The 14,677-nt window shown below is 71.9% G+C and carries 14 protein-coding genes; 4 read left to right on the forward strand and 10 right to left on the reverse strand.

Features of this window, described 5'->3' with window-relative positions; translation table 11 throughout:
* Positions 1 to 40 precede the first annotated feature (40 nt).
* The 4 genes from ACH9D2_RS01870 to ACH9D2_RS01885 are packed head-to-tail and all read right to left on the reverse strand — an operon-like array spanning position 41 to position 3,646.
* Entirely contained in the window at positions 41 to 517 is a 477-nt protein-coding gene (locus ACH9D2_RS01870; RefSeq protein WP_396361061.1) for a MaoC family dehydratase, read from the reverse strand.
* Positions 518 to 576: 59 nt separating this feature from the next.
* Entirely contained in the window at positions 577 to 1,773 is a 1,197-nt protein-coding gene (locus tag ACH9D2_RS01875; RefSeq protein WP_396361062.1) for an acyl-CoA dehydrogenase family protein, read from the reverse strand.
* A complete protein-coding gene (locus ACH9D2_RS01880) occupies positions 1,770 to 2,663 on the reverse strand; it encodes an amidohydrolase family protein (protein WP_396361063.1) in 894 nt (297 codons plus the stop codon). Before ACH9D2_RS01880 ends, ACH9D2_RS01875 begins: the two co-directional genes overlap by 4 nt.
* Before the next feature lie 11 nt (positions 2,664 to 2,674).
* Positions 2,675 to 3,646, reverse strand: coding sequence for an SDR family oxidoreductase (locus ACH9D2_RS01885; RefSeq protein ID WP_396361064.1), 972 nt, complete (start codon positions 3,644 to 3,646; stop codon positions 2,675 to 2,677).
* A 183-nt stretch (positions 3,647 to 3,829) separates the two neighbouring features.
* Here ACH9D2_RS01885 and ACH9D2_RS01890 point away from each other — a divergent pair, with 183 nt between their 5' ends.
* Entirely contained in the window at positions 3,830 to 4,288 is a 459-nt protein-coding gene (locus tag ACH9D2_RS01890; protein WP_396361065.1) for a MarR family transcriptional regulator, read from the forward strand.
* A gap of 73 nt (positions 4,289 to 4,361) precedes the next feature.
* Here the strand turns inward: ACH9D2_RS01890 and ACH9D2_RS01895 are convergent, their stop codons facing one another.
* Positions 4,362 to 5,606 carry an MFS transporter gene (locus ACH9D2_RS01895; protein WP_396361066.1) on the reverse strand — a complete coding sequence of 415 codons (1,245 nt, stop codon included), beginning with the start codon at positions 5,604 to 5,606 and terminating at the stop codon, positions 4,362 to 4,364.
* 127 nt (positions 5,607 to 5,733) lie between these two features.
* Here ACH9D2_RS01895 and menE point away from each other — a divergent pair, with 127 nt between their 5' ends.
* The 3 genes from menE to ACH9D2_RS01910 all read left to right on the forward strand — a co-directional run bounded on the left by menE (position 5,734) and on the right by ACH9D2_RS01910 (position 8,637).
* The gene (gene menE, locus ACH9D2_RS01900) at positions 5,734 to 7,251 is read left to right on the forward strand and encodes an o-succinylbenzoate--CoA ligase (RefSeq protein ID WP_396361067.1); all 1,518 of its coding nucleotides are present in this window, start codon (positions 5,734 to 5,736) and stop codon (positions 7,249 to 7,251) included.
* Positions 7,252 to 7,394: 143 nt separating this feature from the next.
* Positions 7,395 to 7,955, forward strand: coding sequence for a hypothetical protein (locus ACH9D2_RS01905; protein ID WP_396361068.1), 561 nt, complete (start codon positions 7,395 to 7,397; stop codon positions 7,953 to 7,955).
* Positions 7,956 to 8,112: 157 nt separating this feature from the next.
* A complete protein-coding gene (locus tag ACH9D2_RS01910) occupies positions 8,113 to 8,637 on the forward strand; it encodes a hypothetical protein (protein ID WP_396361069.1) in 525 nt (174 codons plus the stop codon).
* Between the two features lie 6 nt (positions 8,638 to 8,643).
* On the opposite strand, the gene ACH9D2_RS01915 is transcribed toward ACH9D2_RS01910, so the two are convergent.
* The 5 genes from ACH9D2_RS01915 to ACH9D2_RS01935 are packed head-to-tail and all read right to left on the reverse strand — an operon-like array spanning position 8,644 to position 14,513.
* Complete coding sequence (locus ACH9D2_RS01915; RefSeq protein ID WP_396361070.1) at positions 8,644 to 9,813, reverse strand: aminotransferase class V-fold PLP-dependent enzyme; 1,170 nt, start codon at positions 9,811 to 9,813, stop codon at positions 8,644 to 8,646.
* Positions 9,814 to 9,815: 2 nt separating this feature from the next.
* Entirely contained in the window at positions 9,816 to 10,727 is a 912-nt protein-coding gene (nadC, locus tag ACH9D2_RS01920) for a carboxylating nicotinate-nucleotide diphosphorylase (protein ID WP_396361071.1), read from the reverse strand.
* Positions 10,721 to 12,520 carry an FAD-dependent oxidoreductase gene (locus ACH9D2_RS01925; protein ID WP_396361072.1) on the reverse strand — a complete coding sequence of 600 codons (1,800 nt, stop codon included), beginning with the start codon at positions 12,518 to 12,520 and terminating at the stop codon, positions 10,721 to 10,723. The genes nadC and ACH9D2_RS01925 overlap by 7 nt, the downstream gene beginning before the upstream one ends.
* Positions 12,517 to 13,812: a quinolinate synthase NadA gene (gene nadA / locus ACH9D2_RS01930; protein WP_396361073.1), complete on the reverse strand. Its 1,296-nt coding sequence runs from the start codon at positions 13,810 to 13,812 to the stop codon at positions 12,517 to 12,519. Before nadA ends, ACH9D2_RS01925 begins: the two co-directional genes overlap by 4 nt.
* Positions 13,809 to 14,513, reverse strand: coding sequence for an NUDIX hydrolase (locus ACH9D2_RS01935; protein ID WP_396361074.1), 705 nt, complete (start codon positions 14,511 to 14,513; stop codon positions 13,809 to 13,811). Before ACH9D2_RS01935 ends, nadA begins: the two co-directional genes overlap by 4 nt.
* Between the last annotated feature and the right edge of the window lie 164 nt (positions 14,514 to 14,677).

Consider the following 14,677-nt stretch of genomic DNA (forward strand, 5'->3'; position numbering starts at 1 on the left):
GTGGTCACCCGGGCCTGCACGGGTCAGGGCTGCGGTGCGCTCAGGCGTAGAACCGGTTGAGGAAGGTGGCGACCACGGCGGGGCGCTCCTCGCCCTCGATCTCGATCGTGCCGTCGGCCACCAGGTGCAGGCCGTTGCCCTTGACCTCCTGCACGTCGGTGATGGTCACGGTCATGCGGATGCGCGAGCCGACCTTGACCGGGGAGGTGAACCGGACCTTGTCGAGGCCGTAGTTGACCTTGGTCCGCACGTCGGTGACGTCGAAGAGCTCGGACCACATCGGGATGAGCAGGGACAGGGTCAGGAAGCCGTGGGCGATCGGGGCGCCGAAGGGTCCGTCCTTGGCGCGCTCGGGGTCCACGTGGATCCACTGGTGGTCGTCGGTGGCGTCGGCGAACGTGTTCACCTGGTCCTGGGTGATCTCCCGCCAGGCGGAGTGCCCGAGGCTCTTGCCGACGAGGTTCTTGACCTCGTCGAAGGCGACGACGGTCTGGGGCTGGGTCTGTGCATCGGTCATGGCGTGTCCTCCGTGGTGGTGTCCGTGATGTCCGTGGTGGGTGGTGCCGGGCGAGCGGCTCAGACGAACGCGCTCCGGCCGGTGATCGACCGGCCGACCACGAGCGCGTTGATCTCGTGGGTGCCCTCGTAGGAGTAGACGGCCTCGGCGTCGGCGTGGAAGCGGGCGACGTCGTGGGCCAGGGTGATGCCGTTGCCGCCGACGAGCTCGCGGGCCAGGGCGACGGTCTCGCGCATGTGCAGGCTGATCCACATCTTCGCCAGGGCGGAGTCCTCGTCCCGGTAGACGCCGTCCTGCTGCCGCTCGGCGAGACCGGCGACCATGGTCAGGGACGCGGTGACGTTGCCGAGCATGCGGGCCAGCTTCTCCTGGACGAGCTGGAAGCCGCCGATCGGTCGGCCGAACTGCTCGCGCTGACGCACGTAGCGCAGGGCGGCCTCGTAGGCGCCGGCCTGGATGCCGGTGGCGATCCAGGCGACGTCGGAGCGCATGGCGCGCAGCATCGCGGCGACGTCCTTGAACGAGTTCACGCTGCCGAGCCGTTGCGACTCGGGCACCCGCGCCCCGTCGAGGTGGATGTCGGCGTTCTGCATCATGCGCAGGGACGTCTTGCCGTGGATCTTCTCCAGCCGCACGCCCGGGGCCTGACGGTCCACGAGGAAGCCCTTGACCTGCCCGTCGGCCTCGTCGCGGGCGAACACGGCGAGGAGGTCCGCGGTGAAGGCGCCGCCGATCCAGCGCTTGGCGCCGTTGAGCACCCACTCGTCGCCCTCGCGCCGGGCCGTGGTGGCCAGCCCGCCGGCGATGTCGGAGCCGTGCTCGGGCTCGGTCAGGCAGAACACCCCGGTCATCTCGAAGGACGTGATCCTGGGGTCCCACTGCGCGAACTGCTCCGGCGTGCCCCCCACGCGGCAGGCCGTGCGGAACAGCCCGGCCTGGGCGGTGTAGAACGTCGCGATCGAGGCGTCGGTGCGGGCCAGCTCGAAGATCCGGAACCCGTGGTACAGGGACCGGGGCTGCTCGCCGCCGGCCGTGAGCTCGGGCGGGGTCATGAGGTCGAGGGCGTGCAGGGAGGGGGCGACCTGGTAGGGGAACTCCCCGGCCTCCCAGTACTCGGCCAGCAGCGGCCGCACCTCGTCCTCGAGCACCCGGCGCAGCCGGCGCAGGGGCGCCTTCTCGGCCTCGGTCAGCTTCCCCTCGATCCGGTACGGGTCGCAGTCGGGGTAGAGGCGCTCGGTGTCCGGCGGGGTGCTCACGCCCGCCCTCCGTCCAGGCCGAGCAGGCGCACGGCGTTGTCCTTGAGGATCTTGGGGCGGACCTCGTCCTTGAAGGACTGCTGCTCGAAGGCGCCGAGCCACTTCTGCGGAGTGATCAGCGGGTAGTCGGTGCCGAAGAGCACCTTGTCCTGGAGCATCCGGTTCGAGGCCTGCACGAGGGACTCCGGGAAGTACTTGGGCGACCACCCGGAGAGGTCGATCCACACGTTGGCCTTGTGGGTGGCGATGGAGTTGGCCTCGTCCTGCCACGGCACCGAGGGGTGGGCCATGATGACCTGGAGCTCGGGGAAGTCCGCGGCCACCGCGTCCAGCAGGAGCGGGTTGGACCAGCCCAGCTTGATCCCGCCCCCGCCGGGCAGCCCGGCGCCCATGCCGTTCTGGCCGGTGTGGAACAGGGCCGGCACGCCCAGGGCCTGGATCGTCTCGTAGAGCGGGTAGAACTGCTCGTCGGAGGGATCGAAGTCCTGCAGGGACGGGTGGAACTTGAAGCCCTTGACGCCGTACTCCTCCACGAGCACACGAGCCCGCTCCACCGACTTCTGCCCCTGGAGCGGGTCCACGGAGCCGAAGGGGATCAGCACGTCGTTGTTGCGGGCCGCGCCCTCGGCGATCTCCTCGATGGAGTTCGGCTCGTGGCCCAGGGCCGTGGTCGCGTCGACGGTGAAGACGACGGCGGCCATCTTCCACTCGCGGTAGCGCTCGGCGATGGTGTCCAGGGACGGGGAGCGGTCCTCGGACTTGAAGTACTTGGCCGAGGCCTCGGTCAGGGCCGCGGGCAGGGACGGGTGCCCGTGGTCGGAGCACTCGACGTGCACGTGCATGTCGATCGCGTCCAGGGACGCGAGGTCGAGGCCGTATTCGTAGCGCATGGGCACCTCTCTCAGGACTGCTGGGTCGTGGACTCGGGCTCCAGCTCCTCCGGCAGCGGGGGAAGGGTCTCCCCGACCGGCTGGAGGCTGCCCTCGATCATCGCGGGGAACGCCTCGCGCAGGGCCTCGAAGGTCCAGCCGCCCTCGCGGTACTGGGTGAGCACGGGGCGCGGGTGGCTGAAGACCTGCAGGCGGTCCCCGCCCGCGCCGATGGCCTGGCCGGTGATCCCGGCGGCGTCGTCGGAGGCGAGCCAGGCGATCAGGCCGGCGACGTCGGCGGCGTTGCCGAAGCCGAGGTCCTTGCGGAAGAAGTCCGGCATGGGCTCGCCGGCCCGGTCTGCCTCGACGGCGGCGCGGAAGAAGGGGATGGTCTCGGTCATGGCGGTGGCGGCCACGGGGATGACGGCGTTGGCGGTGACGCCGGCCTTCTTCATCTCCAGGGCCCAGGTGCGGACCATGCCCACGATGCCGGCCTTCGCAGCGGCGTAGTTGGTCTGGCCGAAGTTGCCGTACTGGCCGGTGGGGGAGCCGATGGTGATGATCCGCCCGGGCACCCCGTTCTCCTTGAAGTACCGGTAGGCCTCGCGGGCGCAGGTGAAGGTCCCGCGCAGGTGGACCTGGATGACCAGGTCGAAGTCCTCGTCGGTCATCTTCAGCAGGGACTTGTCCCGCAGCACCCCGGCGTTGGCCACGAGGATGTCGAGGCGGCCGAAGGCCTCCACGGCACCGGTCACGAGCGCGGTGGCGGTCTCGGTGGAGCCCACCGGCGCCACGACGGCCACGGCCTGCCCGCCGGCCTCGGTGATGGAGGCGACGGCCTTCTCGGCGATGGCCTGGTCGACGTCGTTGATCACGACGGCCGCACCCTGGCGGGCGAGCTCCTGGGCGTAGGCCAGGCCCAGGCCCTGGCCGGAGCCGGTGACGACGGCGACCTTGCCGGCGAGAGGGGCGGTGGTCGGGGAGGTGGTGCTGTCCTGTGCCATGGAATGGCTCCTTCGCTGTGGATCTTCGCTTGGAGGTCGGCGGACGGGGTGACGCCCGTCACTGCTCCGGGTCCGGTCCCCATTCCACCGTCATTCGTTGAAAATGTCAATGGTTAAGAAATTCCATCTATGCTGGGTGCACGGATTCCGTAGACTGGGGTCCCCGGCCCCAGGAGAGACGCTATGACCACGCCCACCGACCCGTCCGCCGGTCTCGAGCGCCTCCTCGAGGCCGAGCTGACGACGGAGCCGGTCTTCCTGATGGCCCGCGCCGCCTCGACGGGGTCCTCGGCGGCCAACAGGAAGCTGGCGCAGCTGGAGCTGAAGGTGCGCCACTACTCGGTCCTGGCGCTGGCCTGCGGCGAGGAGCAGCTGACCCAGCGCGAGCTCAGCCAGTTCCTGGTGCTGGATCCCAGCCAGATCGTGGCCATCCTCGACGACCTGGAACGGCGCGGCGCGGTGGAGCGCCGGACCGACCCGCGGGACCGCCGTTCGAAGATCATCGGGCCCACCGCAGCCGGCCGGGAGCTGTACGCGCAGGCCAGGGCCCTGGTGGAGAACTCCACCGCGGAGTCGCTGTCCCCGCTCTCCCCGGCGGAGCGCGACGAGCTGTCCCGGCTGCTGAAGAAGGTGGCCTTCTGACGGAGGAGGCCCCGCGCGCTCGCGGCCCCCGCCTGATCGATCAGGCGGGGGCCGCGGTGTGCGGGGGCCGGTGTCAGTGCTCGTGCGTCTCCAGGTCGAAGTCCTTGGACTCGCGCGTGAGCAGGATGAACACCGCGCTGACCACGGCCATTCCGGCCAGGTACCAGACCACGGGGGCGATGGCCTGTCCGGAGGACGCGTAGATCGAGGCGAGGATCGTGGGGGTGAAACCCGCCCCGATCAGGGTGGCGAACTGGTAGCCCAGCGATGCGCCGGTGTAGCGGGCCGACGTGCCGAACTGCTCGGAGATGAAGGCCGCCAGTGGTCCGTAGATCGCGGCGTGGCAGGCCAGCCCGATGGTGAAGGTCACGAAGATCAGCAGCACGTTGCCGGTGGCCAGCCACGAGAACATCGGGAAGATGAGGGCGATGAACAGCGCCAGGCCGACGACCATGACCGGGCGCCGGCCCAGCCGGTCGGACAGGTGTCCCATGGCCACCACGAAGAACACGCTGAGCACGGACGCGAGGGCGAAGGCGTAGAGGACCGGCTGCCGATCGGCGCCGCGCTCGACCGCGTAGGCGACCGTGAAGGTGGCCAGGAAGACCTGCAGGGCGAACCCGGAGGCTCCCGCGAGCATCGTGTGGACCAGGGCGCGGGGACGGCGCAGCACCTCGACGATGGGCACCTTGCGCTTGACGGTCGGACCCTCCGCGGCCTCCTTCGCCAGGGCGGCCTGGAAGATCGGGCTCTCGGACACCTGGGAGCGCACGAAGACGCCCACGGCCAGCAGGACGACGGACAGCAGGAACGGGACGCGCCAGCCCCACGAGAGGAACTGCTCCTCCGGCATGGCGGCGAACAGGCCCAGGACGAAGGTGCCCAGTGCGGCACCGGTCGGGGCGCCGGCATTGGTGAAGGACGCGGCGAATCCGCGCTTGCCCTTGGCGGAGTGCTCCAGGGCCATCAGCGCGGCCCCGCCCCACTCGCCGCCCACGGCGATGCCCTGGCACACCCGCAGGAGGATCAGGATGACCGCTCCCCAGGAGCCGATGACGGCGGCGCTGGGAATGAGGTCGATGAGCGTCGAGGCGATGCCCATGATCAGCATCGAGATGATGAGCATCTTCTTGCGACCCAGGCGGTCGCCGAAGTGGCCGAAGACAGCACCGCCCAGCGGGCGGGCCACGTAGCCGGCGGCGAAGGTGCCGTACGCGGCGATCGTTCCGGCCAGCGGATCGAGGTCGGTGAAGAACACGTACGGGAAGATCAGGGCGGAGGCCGAGGCGAATTGTCCACCATTGAGAAGGCGGCACAAAAAGAGGGGCCCGGAGGATCTGTGCGCCCAGGGGTCTGGACAATGTGATCCAGCTCTCTCTACGCTGGAGCCGAATAGTGGACAATTTCAACTATTGGTTTTGACGACTGTTTGAGGAGACGATCGCATGCGCAATCACGGACTGGGATCCTGGCTCGTCCGGAGGCTCGAGAAGTCCGGTGCGAAGGTGGCGGTGGTCCACGGCGAGCGCACGCTGACCTACCGGGAGTTGCACGACCGGTCCCGGCGCCTGGCGACGGCCCTCTCCGGTGAGGGTGTGGGGCGCGGGGACCGGGTGGCCTTCCTCGGGGAGAACAGCCCCGCCTTCCTCGAGACGATGTTCGCGGCGGGAGCCCTCGGCGCGGTGCTCGTCCCCCTCAACACGCGCCTGGCCGTCCCGGAGGTCCGCTACCAGCTCGAGGACGCCGACGTCTCGGCGCTGATCCACGACGCCGCCCTGACGGGCCTGGCCGCCCCGGCCGCCCGGGAGCTGACGGACGTGGTCCGCTGGGTCGTGGCCGAGGAGGACGTGGACGGGGTCCCCGCCCTCGAGACGGTGATCGCGGCCGCCGAGCCCTGGACGGAGGACGTCCCGGTCGGCCTGGACGACCTCGCCGTGATCCTCTACACCTCCGGGACCACCGGGCGGCCCAAGGGCGCCTGCCTGACCCACGGCAACTTCACCTGGAACTGCGTCAACGTCCTGGTCGACTACGACGTGGCGGCCGACGACGTCGCGCTCATGATCTCACCGATGTTCCACGTGGCCTCGCTCGGGATGGGGGTGCTGCCGACGCTGCTCAAGGGCGCCACGCTGGTGCTCGAGTCCAAGTTCGTGCCCGGCCGGGTGCTGGAGCTCATCGAGCGGCACCGCGTCACCTGGCTGTCGGGCGTGCCGACCACCTACCAGCTGCTGTGCGAGCACCCGGACTGGGACGCCACGGACCTGTCCTCCCTGCGCAAGCTCACCTGCGGCGGCTCCGCGGTGCCCATGCGGGTCCTGGACGCCTACGAGAACCGCGGGCTGGCCTTCACCGCCAGCTACGGCATGACGGAGACCTCCCCGGGGGCCACCAACCTGCCCGCGGCGAAGTCCCGCGAGAAGGCGGGCTCCTCGGGGCTGCCGCACTTCTTCTCGGACGTGCGGATCGTGGACGCGGCGGGGGAGCCCGCGGCACCCGGCGAGGCCGGGGAGATCCTGCTCTCGGGACCCAACGTCATCCGGGAGTACTGGAACCGCCCCGACGCGGCGGGCTCCTTCGAGGGGGAGTGGTTCCACTCCGGGGACCTGGGCTACCTCGACGAGGACGGCTACCTGTTCGTCTCGGACCGGATCAAGGACATGATCATCTCCGGCGGGGAGAACGTCTATCCGGCGGAGGTCGAGGCGGCCATCCTCGAGCTGCCGGAGGTGGCCGCCGTGGCGGTCATCGGCGTGCCCGACGAGAAGTGGGGCGAGGTGCCGCACGCCGTCGTCGTCGCGCGGGAGGGGCAGGAGATCACCGCGGGAACGATCCAGGAGCACCTGGCCGGGCGGCTCGCCCGCTACAAGGTGCCCAAGACGCTGAGCCTCGTGGACGAGATGCCGCGCACCGCGTCCGGCAAGATCCGCAAGAACGTCCTGCGCGAGCAGGCCGCCGGCTGAGGCACGCGCGCCGTCCCCACGGCGCCCCACGGGCGGCCACAGCGTCGTCGCGCTGGACGCATCGACCGATTTTCATTAGCCTCCCCACCACGGCCTGATGGCCGGACTCCTGTCGGGGGACAGGAAGGACTGGGGGAGATCGAGTGAAGAGGACACTGCTGACCTGCGTGGTGACCGCCGCGACGGCCGCTTCCGTCGGGCTGACCGTGCCGGCCGCGGCGGCCGGGACGCTGCACGCCGACGGCACGGGCTCCGTGGGCCGGGACGACGTCCTGCGGGCCGTGGACTGGACCAACGCCCGGCTGCAGGCCTCCGCAGGGGAGCTCGACCTCGTCGCGGAGACGGTCAGCGTGGCCACGGCCTCGTGGGAGTGCATGCAGGAGGCCACCGGCGCCGTGCGCGTGCAGGAACGGCGGACGACGACGACGGCCCGGGCGGACCTGGTCGCCACCGTGCAGCGGAGCTCCGTGACGGGTGCCGTCACGGGCTTCGAGCTGCAGGGCTTCGCGGAGGACGCCGTGTCCGTCTCCGTGGTCGAGGGCCCCGAGCTCGACGCCTGCCCCGAGAGCGAGGACGAGGACGGTTCCTGGACCCGGGTGCCGCGGTCCACCGAGCGAGCGCAGGCCCACGAGGGGCCCGCTCTCGAGCTCGTCCACGAGGGCGTGGCGCACCGGGTGCCCACCGAGCGGGAAGGCGCGGGCTGAGCTCCGCACGGCGCGGCGCAGTTCGTGTCGTCGCAGGTCGGACCGGGGTCACAGAAGGGTCACGCCGCTGGACCCGCCCCTGCGGCTGCGTTAGCGTTCGGAAAAACGACCCGGGAGCTCAGCTCCGGTGTCGGGGGACAGGGAAATGGGGAAGCACATGCCGAAGTTGATCGTGGTCCTGATGGCTCTCGCGGCGGCGGGGGTGTCGATCGGGCTGACGGCGCCGTCCTGGGCGGCCACGCAGCTCCACGAGGACGGCACCGGCTTCGTGACCGGCGCCGACGCCATGGCCGTGCTCGGCTGGGACGACGCGACGCTGCGGGCCAACGCGGCCTCGCTCGAGTTCGTGGCGGAGTCCGAGTCGGTGACCGCGATCTCGTGGGAGTGCGTCGATCCGGCGACCTCCCAGTTGGTGACGCAGAGCACGGACCTGGTGGTCACCGAAACCCGGGGGATCGCGAGCGCGCCGAGCACGTGGTGGGGGACAATCCTCGGCTTCCGGCTGGAGGGTTTCGACGGCCGGGGCGCCTCCAGTGCGGTCCCCGAGGGACCCGCGCCCCACTCCTGCCCCGGCCCCGCCTGGAGCCTGGTGCCGGAGAGCTCGCGGACCGTGGAGGAGAAGGGCGAACCGGTCCTGGCGATCGTGCACGACGGGGTGCAGCACCCGGTTCCGGCCGGCTGACCGCGCTCAGCCGCGTGGTGCGCCCAGGCGCTCGACGACGTCCCGGGTTGCCGCCACGATCGCGTCCACCTGTTCCGGGGTGATCTCGGCGGACAGCGTGAACCGGACCGCGGTGGTGGCGACCTCGGCCGGGAGCCCCATGGCGATCAGCACGTGCGAGGGCTCGGTGTCCCCGGCGGAGCAGGCCGAACCCGAGGACACGAGCAGCCCGCGCGCCTCCAGGTCCACCAGGATCGTCTCGCCGTTGACGCCGGGGAAGCAGAAGGAGGCGTTCCCGGGCAGCCGCGCCGCCGGCCGTGCCCGCGGGTCCGGGCCGGTCAGCACCGCCGAGGGGACCGCGGACAGGATCCCGGTGATCAGCCGGTCCCGCAGCCCGGCGAGCCGCACCGACCGGTCCGGGTGCTCCTCCGCCGCGAGCCGCAGCGCCGTGGCGAAGCCCACGGCGCCGGCCACGTCCGAGGTCCCGGAGCGCCGGCCGCGCTCGTGCCCGCCGCCGCTCAGCAGCGGGCGCAGGGGGGTGCCCCGGCGCAGGAAGAGCACCCCCACGCCCTTGGGCCCCCCGATCTTGTGACCGGCGAGGCTCAGCGCCGCCACGTGGAGCGCTTGTACGTCCAGTTCCAGCGACCCGGCCGCCTGGACCGCATCCGTATGGAACGGGACGTCCCGCGCCCGAGCCACCGCAGCCATTTCGGCGATCGCCTGGACCGCACCCGTCTCGTTGTTCGCATGCATCACCGATACCACCGCGGTGCCCGGGCGAACAGCCCCCTCGAGGGATGCGGGGTCCACGAGTCCCTCGGAGGACACGCCCAGCTCCGTGACGTCGAAGCCGTCCCAGCGGGCCAGGTCCCGGGCGGAGTCGAGCACGGCGTGGTGCTCGATCGCGCTCGTCACCACGTGGGTGCACGCGGGGTCCCGGTCCCGGCGCCCCAGGGCGATGCCCTTGACGGCCAGGTTGTCCGCCTCGGTCCCGCCGGAGGTGAACACGACCTCGGCGGGCCGGCAGTTCAGCACCTCCGCGACCGTCCCGCGGGCCTGCTCGAGCCCCGCCAGCGCCCGCCGGCCCGCCTCGTGGTGGCTCGAGGCGTTGCCGAACTCCTGCGTCAGGTAGGGCCACATGGCCTCCAGGACCTCCCGCCGGACGGGGGTGGTCGCGGCCGAGTCGAGGTACAGCACCGTCACCCCGCCCCGGTGCCGAGCCCGATGTCCAGACCGAGGTCCAGGTTCCGGGCGGAGTGGGTGAGCGCGCCCACCGAGATGACGTCCACCCCGGTGGCCGCGATGTCCCCGATGGTCTCCAGGCTCACGCCGCCGGAGGCCTCCACGGTCGCCCGGCCGTCGATGACCGCCACACCGCTCACGAGGTCGTCCACCGAGAAGTTGTCCAGCAGGATCGTGTCCGCGCCCCCGGCCAGCACCGCCTCGATCTGGTCGAGGCGGTCCACCTCCACCTCGAGGTGCACCGTGTGGGGGAGACGACGGCGCAGCTGCCGCAGGGCGCCGGTCAGGTCCGTGCCGTCGGCCGTGAGCAGGGCGAGGTGGTTGTCCTTGGCCATCACGGCGTCCGAGAGGGAGTGCCGGTGGTTGTGCCCGCCCCCGCTGAGCACGGCGTGCTTCTCGAGCGCCCGCAGCCCCGGGGTGGTCTTGCGCGTGTCGGCCACCCGGGTCCGGGTGATCGTGCCGGACGGCAGGCCCGCGGCCTGCTCCACGCGGGCGACCGTCTCCTCGACGGCGGCGACATAGCGGGCGGTCAGCGTGGCGATCCCGCACATCCGCTGGGTGAGGTTGAGGGCCACGCGCTCGCCGGTCAGCACGGCCCGGGCGGGACCGGTCACCACGGCCAGCGTGTCCCCGGCCTCGAAGCGGTCGCCGTCGGCGGAGACCAGTTCGACGGCCACGGAGGGGTCCGCGGCGGCGAACGTCGCGGCGAAGACCTGCCCCCCGGAGAAGACACCGGCCTCCCGCGCCACGAGCTCGGCCCGGGCGGTGGCGCCGGCGGGGATGAGGTGCTCGGAGGTGATGTCGCCCCAGGGGGCGTCCTCGGCGAGCCCCCGCTCCACGACCTCGGTGATGGCGGCTCGGGTCAGCATGCGGGGATCCTTTCCGGGATGTCGAATATGTTGGTAGCAGTATGTTCACTGGTCAGTGGGTGTGTCCCGATCACATGCGGTGCTGGGTCCTGGCGCCAGAACGTGCGCCGCGCGCGGGCGGGATCGGGCGCCGGGAAGTCCTCCCGGAAGTGGGCTCCCCGGGACTCGGTGCGGTGCAGGGCCGCCGCGGCCACGGCGCGTCCCACGGTCAGCAGGTTCCGGTCCTCGACCGCGCGGCGGGAGAGGCCGGGGGGCGGTCGGAAGCCGGCCAGCCGCCGGGCCAGAGCCTCGAGCCGCGCGCGGTCGCGCAGGACGCCGGCGCCCGTCCACATGGCGTGCTGGAACTGCTCGCGGTCGAACGGCACGGTCTCCTCGCCATGCGGCTCCGTCCCTCGGTCGTGCGGCACGGTCCCACCGTCGTACGGCCCGGTGCGCCCGTCGTGCGGCACGGCCCCGCCGGAGCGGCCGGCCGCCGGAAGGATCTCGGTGCCGCCGGGCAGGACGAGGTGCGCCGGGGCGTCGTCGTCCGTGCGGTCCGCCCGCAGCGCGACCGCCACGCGGGTCCCGAAGACGGCGCCCTCGAGCAGCGAGTTGGAGGCCAGCCGGTTGGCGCCGTGCACGCCCGTGGCCGCGCACTCGCCCACGGCGTAGAGTCCCGGGACGCTCGTGCGGCCGAGGCCGTCGGTGGCGACACCGCCCATCAGGTAGTGGGCCGCCGGGGTGACCGGGACCGGTTCGCGGGACCAGTCGAGGCCGTGGGCCCGCAGGGCGGCGTCGATCGTGGGGAAGCGCCGGGCGAGGAACTCGGCGGTCGTGCCGCTCCCGTGCGGACCGGTGCCGGGAGGGGCCATCCGGGTGCAGTCGAGCAGGACCGGCCGGCCGTCCTGGGCCAGGGACCGGCGGACGTTCTCGCGGGCCACGACGTCGCGGGGGGCGAGCTCCGCACGCGGGTGCACGTCCTCGAGGTAGCGCCGTCCCGTGGCGTCCCGCAGCACCGCGCCCTCGCCGCGGACGGCCTCGGAGACCAGGAAGCAGCCCGGGGCCGCGAGGGCGGTCGGGTGGAACTGCACGAACTCCAGGTCGGCCACGGCGGCGCCCGCGCGCAGGGCCGCGGCGACGCCGTCCCCGGTGGCCACGGCCGGGTTGGTGGTGTGCGGATAGAGCTGGCCGGCCCCGCCGGTGGCGAGCACCACGGCGTCGGCGTCCAGCTCGCGCAGCCGGTCCCCGGGGCCCGTCAGGACGAGGGCGCCGGCCGCACGTCCTCCGGAACCGAGCACGAGGTCGACCAGCATGGTGTGCCGCAGGATCTGCAGGTGCCCGGAGGCCTCGGCCGCCAGCGCGGTGGCCAGGAGGGCGCGCTGGATCTCGTGGCCGGTCGCGTCGCCACCGGCGTGCAGGATCCGGGGCACGGAGTGGGCGCCCTCGAGGCCTTCGAGCCAGGGGGAGTCCGCTCCGGCCGTGCGGTCGAAGCCGACTCCGCGCCCCACGAGCTCGTCGATCGCGGCCGCCGAGTCCCGCACGAGGAGACGCACGGCGTCGTCGTCGCACGTCCCCGCCCCGGCGGCGAGGGTGTCCTGGACGTGCAGCTCCTCGGAGTCGCGGGGCTGGCCGGCCGGGATCGCGGCCGTCATGGCCGCGATCCCGCCCTGGGCGCGGGCGGTGCTGGTCTCGTCGAGGGCGTCCTTGCTCAGCAGCGTCACGTCGAGCCCGTGGCGGACGGCGCCCAGGGCCGCGGTGAGACCGGCGATACCGCTGCCCACCACGAGAACGCGCGGTGCCGGGTTCGTGCTCACCGCGGCAGCGCCGCCAGCATCCGCTCGAGCGCCACCTCGGCGTCCCGGGCGGTGGCGGGGTCCACGGTGATCTGGTTGATCACACGCCCGGCCACGAGCTCCTCGAGCACCCACGCGAGGTAGCCGGGGTGGATCCGGTACATCGTGGAGCACGGGCAGATCACCGGGTCCAGGCAGAAGATCGTGTGCTCGGGGTGCTGGTCGGCGAGCCGGTTCACCATGTTGATCTCGGTGCCGATCGCGAAGGTGCTGCCGGGCTCGGCGGCCTCGATGGCCTTGCGGATGTAGTCGGTGGAACCGTTCTCGTCGGCGGCGTCGACCACGGGCATGGGGCACTCGGGGTGCACGATCACCCGCACCCCGGGGTGCTCGGTCCGGGCCTTCTCGATCTGGGCCACGGTGAAGCGGCGGTGCACGGAGCAGAAGCCGTGCCAGAGGATCACCTGGGCGTCCTCCAGGTCCTGCGCGGTGTTTCCGCCCAGGTCCTTGTTCGGGTTCCACATCGGCATCTGCTCGAGGGGGATCCCCATGGCCTTGGCGGTGTTGCGGCCCAGGTGCTGGTCGGGGAAGAACAGCACGCGCTGCCCGCGCTCGAACGCCCACTCCAGGACGGTCGCGGCGTTGGAGGAGGTGCACACGATGCCCCCGTGCCGGCCGCAGAACGCCTTGAGCGCCGCGGAGGAGTTCATGTAGGTCACGGGGACCACGGTCTGCCGGCCGTCGTCACCGGTCTCCCCGAGGACGTCCATGAGCTGCTCCCAGGCCTCCTCGACGGAGTCCTCGTCGGCCATGTCCGCCATGGAGCAGCCGGCGGCGAGGTTGGGCAGGATCACGGACTGGTGGTCGCCGGAGAGGATGTCGGCGGTCTCGGCCATGAAGTGCACGCCGCAGAACACGATGGCCTCGGCCTCCGGCTTGCTCCTGGCGGCGCGGGCCAGCTGGAAGGAGTCGCCGAGGAAGTCGGCGTGCTTCACGATCTCGTCCCGCTGGTAGAAGTGGCCGAGCACCACCACGCGTTCGCCGAGGGTGTCCTTGGCGGCGGTGATCCGCCGGTCGAGCTCCTCGGCGGAGGCGTGCTGGTACTCCTCGGGGATCACGGGCTGGGCGGGGGCGCCGGCGGGCACCACGTCGGCCTCGGAGGCCCCGGGGCCGTAGCCGGCGGCGACGGTGGGCGCGAAGTCCCACGGGCTCGCCGCGAGGTCGGTGCTGCAGGTGCTGGTGGCCGGGGCGGTGCCCGGGAGGTCGGCCGGCTTCTCGGACAGCAGGTCGATGCGGGTGGCGATGGAGGTCATGTCTGCTCCTGGGTGGTGCGGCCGGCCGGGGTGCGGTCGGCGAGGTCGAGGTCGGCGTTGTAGCGGTAGAGCCGGGGTGGTCGGTGGCGGGTGCCCTCCATGCGGGTTCCGGTGTCGAGGACGGCGCCGGAGGCGAGGACCTGGCGCCGGAAGTTGGCCGGGTCCAGGGGGGCGCCGAGGATCGCCTCGTGCACCTCCCGCAGCGCGGCGAGGGTGAAGGTCTCGCCGAGGAAGGAGTGCGCCACGCGGCTGTAGGTGATCTTGTTGCGCAGCCGGTAGAGGGCGTAGTCCACGATGTCGCTGTGGTCGAACGCCAGGGGCGGCAGCTCGGTGGTGCGCATCCACGTGACGTTGAGGTCGGCGTGGAGGTCGGAGGCCTGGTCGGCGCGGATCGAGGCCCAGTAGACGATCGAGACGACGCGCTCGTCGGCGTTCGCCGATCGGGTCAGGCCGCCGAAGGCGTAGAGCTGTTCGAGGTAGCCGGGCTGCAGACCGGTGGTGAGTTGCAGGGAGCGGGCGGCGGAGGCCTCGAGGTCCTCGTGCGCCTGCAGCGGTCCGCCGGGCAGGGCCCACATCCCGCGGAAGGGGTCGCGGATGCGGCGGACGAGGGGCAGCCAGAGCTCCTTGCGGCCGTCGAGGCCGGTGTCCCGGGCGGCGAAGATGACGGTCGACACGGCCAGTGCCACGTTCAGCGGCGTCATCGTCACCTCCATCACAATCCATGCCTTCAGGTTGCATTGACTATAACACTGTTCAGGTCAGGGTGACATTAACGAAGTCGTGACGACAGTGCCGCTGACCTGGCCCCATGAAAATGCGGGTTCCTCGGTGTCCACAGGGGTTGCTCCCCCACAACGGCGGACGC

Source organism: Kocuria rhizosphaericola, from assembly GCF_044462205.1.
GTDB lineage: Bacteria > Actinomycetota > Actinomycetes > Actinomycetales > Micrococcaceae > Kocuria > Kocuria rhizosphaericola.

Excerpts from the sequence above, each read along its gene's own strand:
- ACH9D2_RS01870 (WP_396361061.1), bottom strand. The coding sequence starts at position 517 with ATGACCGATGCACAGACCCAGCCCCAGACCGTCGTCGCCTTCGACGAG.
- menE (WP_396361067.1), top strand. The coding sequence starts at position 5,734 with ATGCGCAATCACGGACTGGGATCCTGGCTCGTCCGGAGGCTCGAGAAG.
- nadA (WP_396361073.1), bottom strand. The coding sequence starts at position 13,812 with ATGACCTCCATCGCCACCCGCATCGACCTGCTGTCCGAGAAGCCGGCC.
- ACH9D2_RS01935 (WP_396361074.1), bottom strand. The coding sequence starts at position 14,513 with ATGACGCCGCTGAACGTGGCACTGGCCGTGTCGACCGTCATCTTCGCC.
- ACH9D2_RS01885 (WP_396361064.1), bottom strand. The coding sequence starts at position 3,646 with ATGGCACAGGACAGCACCACCTCCCCGACCACCGCCCCTCTCGCCGGC.
- ACH9D2_RS01890 (WP_396361065.1), top strand. The coding sequence starts at position 3,830 with ATGACCACGCCCACCGACCCGTCCGCCGGTCTCGAGCGCCTCCTCGAG.
- ACH9D2_RS01910 (WP_396361069.1), top strand. The coding sequence starts at position 8,113 with ATGCCGAAGTTGATCGTGGTCCTGATGGCTCTCGCGGCGGCGGGGGTG.
- nadC (WP_396361071.1), bottom strand. The coding sequence starts at position 10,727 with ATGCTGACCCGAGCCGCCATCACCGAGGTCGTGGAGCGGGGGCTCGCC.
- ACH9D2_RS01880 (WP_396361063.1), bottom strand. The coding sequence starts at position 2,663 with ATGCGCTACGAATACGGCCTCGACCTCGCGTCCCTGGACGCGATCGAC.